Here is an 8,587-nt window from a genome sequence, read left to right on the forward strand (position 1 = left end):
CTATGCGTGCTCGTCGTCTTGCGGCCGTCCTCGCCCTGACTGTGTCATTGCTGGCCGCGTGCCGTTCCCAGCCGGACACCGCCGTCTACCTGGGTGACCGGACGGTCTCGGTGGCCGAGGTCAACCGGATCGTCCACGACGTCAACGCCGAGGCCGACCGCCGCATCGCCGACTGGGGCAGCAAGCGCGCCGCCAACCCCGACCTCCTGCCACCCCCGATCGTGCACACCACCGGGGCCGAGGTCGTCTCCCTCATCGTCCTGGCCGACGCCGGCCAGCGGGTCATCGCCGAGCGCGGCCTCGACACGCGGAACGCCCCGGCCGACACGATCGCGGAGACGTTCGGCCTGCCGCCGACCGACCGCTACGTGCAGCTGTGGACGCGATACCTCACCGGCCTGCAGTCCATAGCCGCGGCCGAACAGGCCCGCCCGCTCACCGACGACGAGGCCGACCGCCTCTACGAGGCCGGCGCCGCCGACGCGGACGTCGACTACGACACGGCTGTGCACGCCTTCAAAATCAACACCAACCTGGCCCCGCTGTTCGCCGCCCAGCACCGCCTCGGCGACGCGATGGACGCGGCCGACATCACGGTCAACCCGCAGTACGGCCCGGTGATCCTGCCCGTGGTCCTGGACGGCCGCCACCTTGCCGTAGACTTCCCGGAGCACTTCGAGGAGGGCTGACAGGCAGTGGCGGGCAGCGTGATCTTGCTGGTGACCTCACCCCGCATCCCACCCGGCGTCCTCACCGCCCAAGCCTGGGACCTCGTCCGCGCCCACCCGGTCCTGACCGCCGCCGACTCTCCGCAGGCGTCCGCACTGCGGGCGGCCGGCGCTTCGGTCACGGTGACCGCCGTTTCGGTCGACCCGCTCCTGAGCTTCGTCGCGAGCCACGGGACCGTGGTCTGGCTGGCCTCCCCCGACGGCGATGAGCAGTTCGCCCGGGAGCTCGGCCTCCGGCTGGCCCGGGAGCCCGGGCTGGCCGAGCTCGAGCTGGTCTACGGCTCCTGGGACCCTGCCGGCGCCCGCGTGCTCGACGCGGTCACGGTGATGGACCGCCTCATGCACCCCGACGCCGGCGACCCCTGGAAACGCGCCCAAACCCACGCCAGCCTGGCCCCGTTCCTGCTCGAAGAGGCATACGAGCTCTACGACGCCATCCGGGACGACGACGCTTCCGCGGTGCGCGAAGAGCTCGGCGACGTGCTGCTCCAGGTCCTCATACACGCCCGCCTGGCCGAGGAGACATCCGCCTTCACCATCGACGACGTGGCCGGCGACCTGGTCGAAAAACTCATCCGCCGCAACCCGCACGTCTTCGCGGACACGGAGGTCGGCGGCATCGACGAGATCATCGCCAACTGGGAGCAGATCAAGAAGGCGGAGAAGTCCCGATCGTCCGCAGTGGACGGTGTCGCCCTCTCCCAGCCCGCGCTGGCCTTGGCCGCCAAACTGCTGCAACGCGTGGAGCGCGCCGGCCTGTCCGTCCCACTCCCCCCACCCACAACTTTGGGCGACCGTTTGTTCACAGCGGTAGCCGAGGCGAGATCCGCCGACGAGGACGCCGAAGCCGCCCTACGCGAGGCCGCACTGCACTACATGGCCTCGGTCCGCGCAGCCGAACAACAACGCCAATCCAACTGAGCGGTCTGCTCCTGCTCGCGGTCCCGGACAGGGACTAAGCGCGGTGGGCGGGGCGGCGGGTCAGGCGGTGGTGCAGGGAGCGGGCCAGCAGGGCGGCGGCGAAGGGGGCGTCCTCGCGTAGGTAGCGGCGGGCCAGGCGGCGGGGTTCGCGGGCCAGGCGGTCCAGCCACTCCAGGCCGGCCTTCTGCAGAGCCGGACGGGCGCGTTGGACGTCGCCGGCGACGAAGTTCACCGCCGCGCCGCAGCCCAGGAACCAGGTTGCCGGGAGGGCCTCACGCAGCGACGCGATCAGGTGCTCTTGGCGGGGGAAGCCGATCCCGACGTACACCATCTGCGGTTGCGCTTGTATGACCCGCGCGCAGACCGACCGCAGGCGGCGAGGGTTGTGGTCGAAGCCGAACGGCGGGCAGTGGGCGCCGGCGATTTGCAGGCCGGGGCACTCGGCGGCCAAGCGGGCGGCCGCGCGCTGGGCGCCGTCCGGCTCGCCGTGCTCGGCCGGGGTGCCGCCGAGGACGAAGACGCTGCCGTTGCGGGCGGCCAGGCCCCGGGACAGGGACCAGATCAAGTCCGAGCCCGGTACCCGCGCCGGCAGTGCTCGTCCGGCCAGGCGGGCCGCCCAGACCAGCGGGGCGCCATCAGCGACGACCAGGTCGGCCGCGCTGAGCTGCGCGCGCAGCGGGGCGTTGCGGGCCACCTGGCGCAGGATGTCGACGTTCGGCGTGACGATCCAGCCGCCGCGGCCCCGTTCGAGCGCGGCCAGCACGCGGTCCACCACCTCGTCCTCGGTGATGGGGTCGATCGGCAGTCCACCGACGGGGACCCGGCGGGTGTGGGAGTAGCTCCGCAGCATCGTTCGTCCGCAATTCCTCGTTAGACCTCACAGATGCCAGCGAAACTGGCATATCTACCAAAACGACCAAGGAGGACGCTTTGGTACGCGTTCTGTTCCTCGGAGGGCTCGGGCGCAGCGGCACCACGCTGCTCGAACGCCTGCTGGGGGAACTGCCCGGCGTGTGCCCGCTCGGGGAGGTCGTGCACCTCTGGGAGCGCGACATCGCCGGTGACGAGCGGTGCGCGTGCGGGGACCACTTCTCGGAGTGCGGGTTCTGGCAGGCCGTGGGCGAGAAGGCGTTCGGCGGCTGGCACCACGTCGACGTCTGGCGGGTGCTGGCACTGCGGCACGCGGTCGAGCGGACCCGGCACATTCCGCGCCTGGCCAGCCTGCGGATGAGCCCGGCGCATCGACTGCTCGTGGAGGAGTACGCCGACTGGTACGCCCGCCTGTATGAAGCCGCCGCGATCGTCTCCGGCGCCGACGTGCTCGTCGACTCCTCGAAGCACGCCGCGCTCGCCTACTGCCTGCGGTTCGCGCCGAGCATCGACCTGCGCGTCGTGCACATGGTCCGGGACAGCCGCGGCGTGGCGTACTCGTGGACGAAGAAGGTCTCCCGGCCCGAGACCGACAACGCCGAAGAGATGACGCGGTACACCCCCGGCCGCTCCGCCCTCCTGTGGAACGCGCACAACATGGCCTTCTCGGCGTTGCACCGCTGCGGGGTGCCGGTGCAGCGGGTGCGGTACGAGGAACTCCTGGACCAACCGGAGACGACCTTGCGCGAACTGTCGCAGTTCATGGACATCAAGCCCGGCGGCCTGTCGTTCCTCAACGATGGCGTCGCCCAGCTCGGCGCCTGCCACAGCGCCGCCGGCAACCCGATGCGCTTCACCGTCGGCCCGGTCCCGCTGCGCCGCGACGACGCCTGGCGCACCGCTCTGCCCGGACGGCAGCGCCGCGTCGTGAGCGCCCTGACCGCGCCGCTGCTCGGCGCCTACGGCTACCGGGGCGTCCGATGATCGCGGCCGGCCACTGGCCCAGCGTCGGCGTCATCATCCCGACCCGCAATCGACCGGAGCTGCTGCGCCGCGCCGTCGCCGGGATCGTTGCCCAGGACTACCCGGGCCACGTCCGCACCATCGTGATCTTCGACCAGCACGACCCGGACGCGGGCCTCTGCCGCGGCGGCGAGCGCCCGCTCGACGTGCTGCCCAACCTGCGCAAACCCGGCCTGGCCGGCGCGCGCAACACGGGGATCGTCGCCCTGGACACCGACCTGGTCGCGTTCTGCGACGACGACGACGTGTGGCTGCCGACGAAGCTCCGCCGGCAGGTCCACGCGCTGCAACAGCGGCCGCAGGCGGAGTTCTGCACGTCGGCGATCGAGGTCGAGTTCGGCGACCGGCTCACACCCCGCCTGGCCGGGGCCTCGCTGGTGGGCCTGGACGATCTGGTCCGGTCGCGGATGTCGATGCTGCACTCGTCGACGTTCCTGGTCCGGCGTTCCGCGTTCGCCGCCGATGAGATGGGACTGGTGGCTGAAGACGCTCCCGGCAGCCAGAACGAGGACTGGGACTTGCTGCTCCGGGCCGTCAAGCGCGGCGAGATCGTGCACGTCGACGAGCCTCTGGTCCGGGTACTGTGGGGGCGGACGTCGATGTTCGCGTACGAGTACGGGACCAAAATGGCCTCGCTGCGCTGGATGATGGGCCGCCACCCGGAGATCGCCGCCTCCACCACCGGCGCGGGCCGCGTCTACGGCCAGCTCGCCTGCTGGTCCGCCGCCACCGGCAACCGCCGCGACGCCTGGCGCTGGACGAAAGCCGCGATGCGCTCCAACTGGCGGGAGCCACGGGCCGCGATCGCACTGGCCGCGGTGACTGGCGTGGTGAGAGTCGAAAGTGTGCTGGGCGCTCTACACCGACGGGGCCGCGGCATCTAGCCACCGACCTCGCGGCCGCCGCTACAAGGGCTCGCCCATCAGCCACGGCCCGTTGGGGTGCGAGGAGTCTTTCCGACGACCACGACGGCGGCGACCGCGACGACGACGACCGCGGCGGCGACGACAACGGCGACGACGGCGACGGCGACGGCGACGACGACGACGGCGACGGCGACGGCGACGGCAACGGCAACGGCAACGGCAACGGCAACGGCAACGGCGACGGCGACGACGACGACGACGGCAACGGCAACGGCAACGGCAACGGCAACGGCAACGGCGACGGCAACGACGACGACGACGGCGACGACGGCGACGACGACGGCGACGACGGCGGCGACGACGACGACGACGACGACGACGGCAACGGCGACGACGACGACGGCGGCGGCGGCGACGGCGACGGCAACGGCAACGGCAACGGCGACGACGACGACAACGGCGACGGCAACGGCGACGACGACGACGGCGGCGGCGGCGACGACAACGGCGACAACGGCGACAACGGCGACAACGGCGACGACGGCGACGACGGCGGCGGCAACGGCGACGCGGAATGGAGCCGGTCCGGCGACGTTCAGGTAGAGCCGCGCGGGCTCTCCGCCCAGGCCTCCTGAACAGCGCGGCCCGTGGCGGCGGCGAGCGGTGCACATGAAGCTGTCGACGGCCTCGACAGTCGTTCGACACGGCGACTCGGCGGCGGCTACGCGGCGAGATGACGGCTGCTACACGGCGGCCTGGCGTGGCACGACGAGGCGACGACTGCACAGCGGCCAGGCCGAGCGCGCCGAGACGGCGGTTGCACGGCGAGACGGCGGCTGCTACACGGCGGCCTGGCGTGGCACGACGAGGCGAGGACTAGGCAGCAGCCTGGCCGGGCGCGGCGAGGCGGCGGTTGCACGGCGGCTGCGGCGCGGCCCTTGCGACAGCTGCGCGGCGGCTGCGGCGCGGCGCGACGGCGGCACGTGCGTAGCAGCCTGGCGCGGCCGAGCGACGGCGGCTGCCGGCACGGCGAGACGACTGCGGCAACGGCGGCGGCTGTTAGGTGACTGTTAGGTAGAGCTGGGTGGACTTCTCCTCTCGGGTGGCCACGACGGCGTGGCCGGTGGCGGCGGCTAGCTGGGTTTCGGGGCAGGCGGTGTTGCAGGCGACGGCGCGTTCTTCCTTCGTCGAGCCGTCGCTGGTGGCGATCGTGAGGAGGCGGAGGGCGCCGGCGGTGTTGCGCCACAGGACGTAGGCGTAGCCCTCGGCGGACGTCACGGCGACGGGCTGGTAGCCGCCGAGGCCGCCCAGGCCGACGTTCCACTGGACCTTGCCGGTCTGTGCCTCGACGGAGGACAGGTGGGCCTGCGCCGAGCCCGGGTCGGCGTAGATCAGGCTGGCGCCCGCGGCGGCGGACAGGGTGCCGGGGGCGTCGTGGCGGGTGCCGACCGAGCCGTTGCCCGCGTCCATGTAGGTCGCCCGCTGCGGCGCGGCGCCGGTCAGCGTGACGAACCCGGAGCCGACCGAGAGCACGCGCAGCTCGGTGGTGCCCCGCTGGATCGCGTGCCAGGACCAGATCTCGGCGCCGGTCGTGGCGGCCAGGCCGACGGCGACGTCGTCGACGCCCTGGGCCCGGCAGCGCAGGGCCACCGCCACGGTCGTGGGCGAGCCGGCCAAGTCGGTGATGTCGCAGGCGGCGCCGCCGCGGGCCGGGGTCCAGCGCCAGCGTTCGGTGCCGTCACGAGCGTCGACGCCGAGGACGACACCCGCCCCGGCTCCCGTCCCGGACAGGATTGCCGTGCGGCCGGCGGCGTGCACGGTCACCATTTTCCCGGATTGGTACCGCTTCGAGAACCGCGCCGCGCCCGTCGCCGCGTCGAGGGCGGTGACCAGGACCCCGTCGTCGGTGCCGAACGCGACCACGACGGCGTCGTCGACCAGCCCCGCGGCCTGCGTGGGCAGGTCGGAGCGCAGGTATTGCCAGGCCACGGTGCCGCTGTTGAGCCAGATGGCCCGGATGCCGTCGGCGGCGCGGACGACGGCCTGATCTTTGCGTACTCCGACGAGTTGCACACCCGCGAACGCCATCGGCCACGTCTGCTCCTGGGTGGCCGGAGCAGCGGCATCGGCTGTCGTCGCATCCACGAACCTTCCCTCGCGGGCCCAGGAGATGGCGAAGCCGGCCAGCAGAGCCAGTACCACCGAAATAATGCCGACCGGAGTCCAATGTCTCCAGTCCGCGCCGGGCAGGCGGCCGACGCCGGTGAAGACCAGCACCGCCCAGCCCAGGACCAGCACCGCGGCCCCCACGACGGTGACCGGGCCGCCGAGGCCGATGCCCGCGCTCGGCTCGACCAGGCGGGCCAGCGCCACCGCGATCACGCCCGACGCCGCCCCGGCCACCGCGGCGACGATCGCGACCATACGGGACCGGCGCGGGTCCGAACGCGCGTAGACCAGGCACAGCGCGCTCAGCAGCGGCCCCAGGAACGCGACGCCCGCGATCGTGGTCAGGTCAGGGTGCTTCCCACCGGCGATCGTCCACGGCAGCGCCAGGCCGGTAATGGTGGCGACCATTCCGAGCCCGATAACGACGACGCCGGTGGCGCGTGCGGTGAGGTTCACGAGGACAGGATGACGGGTGGGTACGACAGTTTCTCACTTGGGCTGGACGCGTCGTTTCTGACGGTAAGCGGCTGACTTCGCTCTGTTCTGACAGGCGAGTGAGCAGAAGCGGCGGGAGGCGTTTTTGGTAGCGTCGAGGTAGAACGCGTCGCAGGTCTCCGCGGAGCACTGGCCGAGCCGGTGAGTCTGGTGGGTGCCCACGAGAAAGGCCAGCGCGGTCGCGGACTCGGCGGCCCAGGCATCGACGATGGGCGCATCGGTCGCGTGAAACGCCAGGTGCGGCGCTTCACCGGGTGCGGCATGCAGATTTGGTACTGCCCCGAACTCCGCCAGCACCGTATTCAACGCGAACGCGGCGGTCATCAGGTCACCGGCGATACACGCGTCGATGGCGATGTGCAGTCGGCGGGCCACCGAGGCGAGATCGTCGACGTCGGCCAGGGACAGCTCGAACTGCCTGGTCAACGCGTTGCCGGCGAGCTCAGCGAAGGCCTCGCCGAGACCGGCGTCCCCGGTGACCTGACGGCCCTGCCGGGCTTCGATGGCCAGGTCGTTGACGAGCGTCAGGCAGAGTTCGACCCAGTCCGCGACGTAACTGTCTATCTCGGCTTGACCAGTGATGCCGCGGGCGGGTACCGTCACTGCCGTAGCGTATCAAGGCAGTGACGGGGGAAGGGCTCTTCATGCAGTTCGAGTTCACCGACGCGGGCCGCGTCCTGGCCGGGATCGCACTGTTGTCGATCGTCACCATCGAGTTCGGCGGATACTTCCTCACCAAGATCGTGCGGGGATCCGTGCCGATGACACCGTTTCAGCAGGCCTTCGCCAGGGCCGGCCACGCACACGCCGGCGTCCTGGTCACCTTGGGGCTGGTCGGGGTGCTCTACGCCGACCTCGCCCGGCTCGACGGGGTCGTGGGCTGGCTCGGGCGGGCCGGGATTCTCGCCGCGGCGATCCTGATGCCGGGCGGGTTCTTCGCTTCGTCGGCGGGGAAGGAGCGAACCCAGCCCAACGGGGCGATCGTGATGGTCTGGCTGGGTGCGGTCTGCCTGGCGGCTGGGGCACTGAGCTTGGGAATCGGGGTACTGACCGCGTAAGAAACGCTGTGCACCGAGAGTAAGGCGGTGTAAGAGCGAGATAGCGAATAGAGGAAGAGCGAGGTGGCGCAAGAGGAACGCAATGGCGCAAGAGCAGAGGGTCACGCAATACCGCGCGAGCTAGCAGAGCGCGCGAGGTGACAAAGCGGGCGTGAGATGGCAATGCGCGCGAGGTAGGAGCGTGCGGCGCAAACACCGTGCGGCGAGCGGCGGAGCGGTGGCGAGAGGCGAGAGGCGAGGCAGGGGTTCTCGCCCAGGAGACAGGCGCACGGCTAGGCGGGAATTGGGCTCGCGAAACAGACTGACCCCGTGGCTTGCGATCGGCGGCGCCTGGCGGCAGGTCGATTCCCGGAAAGTGGCGTCCCTGATAGTGGTGTAACGCGGTTGGCGTGACTTGTCGGACAGGTGGTCCGGCATGCAGCGCGGCCATCGCGTGATCTTTCGAGCGGACCTCTCA

At 71.4% G+C, this 8,587-nt stretch carries 9 protein-coding genes; 5 read left to right on the top strand and 4 right to left on the bottom strand.

The features are described 5' to 3' along the window. The first annotated feature begins 2 nt into the window (after positions 1 to 2). Both ACIA8L_RS44975 and ACIA8L_RS44980 read left to right on the top strand, forming a co-directional pair. A complete protein-coding gene (locus ACIA8L_RS44975; RefSeq protein WP_395914618.1) occupies positions 3 to 689 on the top strand; it encodes a hypothetical protein in 687 nt (228 codons plus the stop codon). Between the two features lie 6 nt (positions 690 to 695). Beyond that, on the top strand, positions 696 to 1,649 hold the full coding sequence (locus ACIA8L_RS44980) for a MazG family protein (protein WP_395914619.1): 954 nt from the start codon (positions 696 to 698) through the stop codon (positions 1,647 to 1,649). A 34-nt stretch (positions 1,650 to 1,683) separates the two neighbouring features. On the opposite strand, the gene ACIA8L_RS44985 is transcribed toward ACIA8L_RS44980, so the two are convergent. Continuing rightward, the gene (locus ACIA8L_RS44985) at positions 1,684 to 2,499 is read right to left on the bottom strand and encodes a WecB/TagA/CpsF family glycosyltransferase (RefSeq protein WP_395914621.1); all 816 of its coding nucleotides are present in this window, start codon (positions 2,497 to 2,499) and stop codon (positions 1,684 to 1,686) included. A gap of 80 nt (positions 2,500 to 2,579) precedes the next feature. Between ACIA8L_RS44985 and ACIA8L_RS44990 the strand changes: the two genes are divergently transcribed. Beyond that, positions 2,580 to 3,503 (top strand): sulfotransferase, encoded by a 924-nt coding sequence (locus tag ACIA8L_RS44990; RefSeq protein WP_395914623.1) that lies wholly within the window; start codon positions 2,580 to 2,582, stop codon positions 3,501 to 3,503. Beyond that, positions 3,500 to 4,426, top strand: a complete 927-nt coding sequence (locus tag ACIA8L_RS44995) for a glycosyltransferase family 2 protein (protein ID WP_395914625.1) — start codon at positions 3,500 to 3,502, stop codon at positions 4,424 to 4,426. Before ACIA8L_RS44990 ends, ACIA8L_RS44995 begins: the two co-directional genes overlap by 4 nt. Positions 4,427 to 4,464: 38 nt before the next feature. Here ACIA8L_RS44995 and ACIA8L_RS45000 read toward each other — a convergent pair whose 3' ends face one another. The 3 genes from ACIA8L_RS45000 to ACIA8L_RS45010 form a co-directional block, all read right to left on the bottom strand. Then, on the bottom strand, positions 4,465 to 5,079 hold the full coding sequence (locus ACIA8L_RS45000; protein ID WP_395914626.1) for a hypothetical protein: 615 nt from the start codon (positions 5,077 to 5,079) through the stop codon (positions 4,465 to 4,467). A gap of 388 nt (positions 5,080 to 5,467) precedes the next feature. Continuing rightward, the gene (locus ACIA8L_RS45005) at positions 5,468 to 7,033 is read right to left on the bottom strand and encodes a hypothetical protein (RefSeq protein ID WP_395914628.1); all 1,566 of its coding nucleotides are present in this window, start codon (positions 7,031 to 7,033) and stop codon (positions 5,468 to 5,470) included. A gap of 33 nt (positions 7,034 to 7,066) precedes the next feature. Next, positions 7,067 to 7,675 carry a CGNR zinc finger domain-containing protein gene (locus tag ACIA8L_RS45010; RefSeq protein ID WP_395914630.1) on the bottom strand — a complete coding sequence of 203 codons (609 nt, stop codon included), beginning with the start codon at positions 7,673 to 7,675 and terminating at the stop codon, positions 7,067 to 7,069. A gap of 41 nt (positions 7,676 to 7,716) precedes the next feature. On the opposite strand from ACIA8L_RS45010, the gene ACIA8L_RS45015 reads away from it, so the two are divergent. After that, positions 7,717 to 8,130 (top strand): hypothetical protein, encoded by a 414-nt coding sequence (locus ACIA8L_RS45015; RefSeq protein WP_395914632.1) that lies wholly within the window; start codon positions 7,717 to 7,719, stop codon positions 8,128 to 8,130. The last annotated feature ends 457 nt before the right edge of the window (positions 8,131 to 8,587 follow it).

It is taken from the genome of Dactylosporangium sp. NPDC051541 (genome assembly GCF_044454505.1).
In the GTDB taxonomy this organism is placed as follows: Bacteria; Actinomycetota; Actinomycetes; order Mycobacteriales; family Micromonosporaceae; genus Dactylosporangium.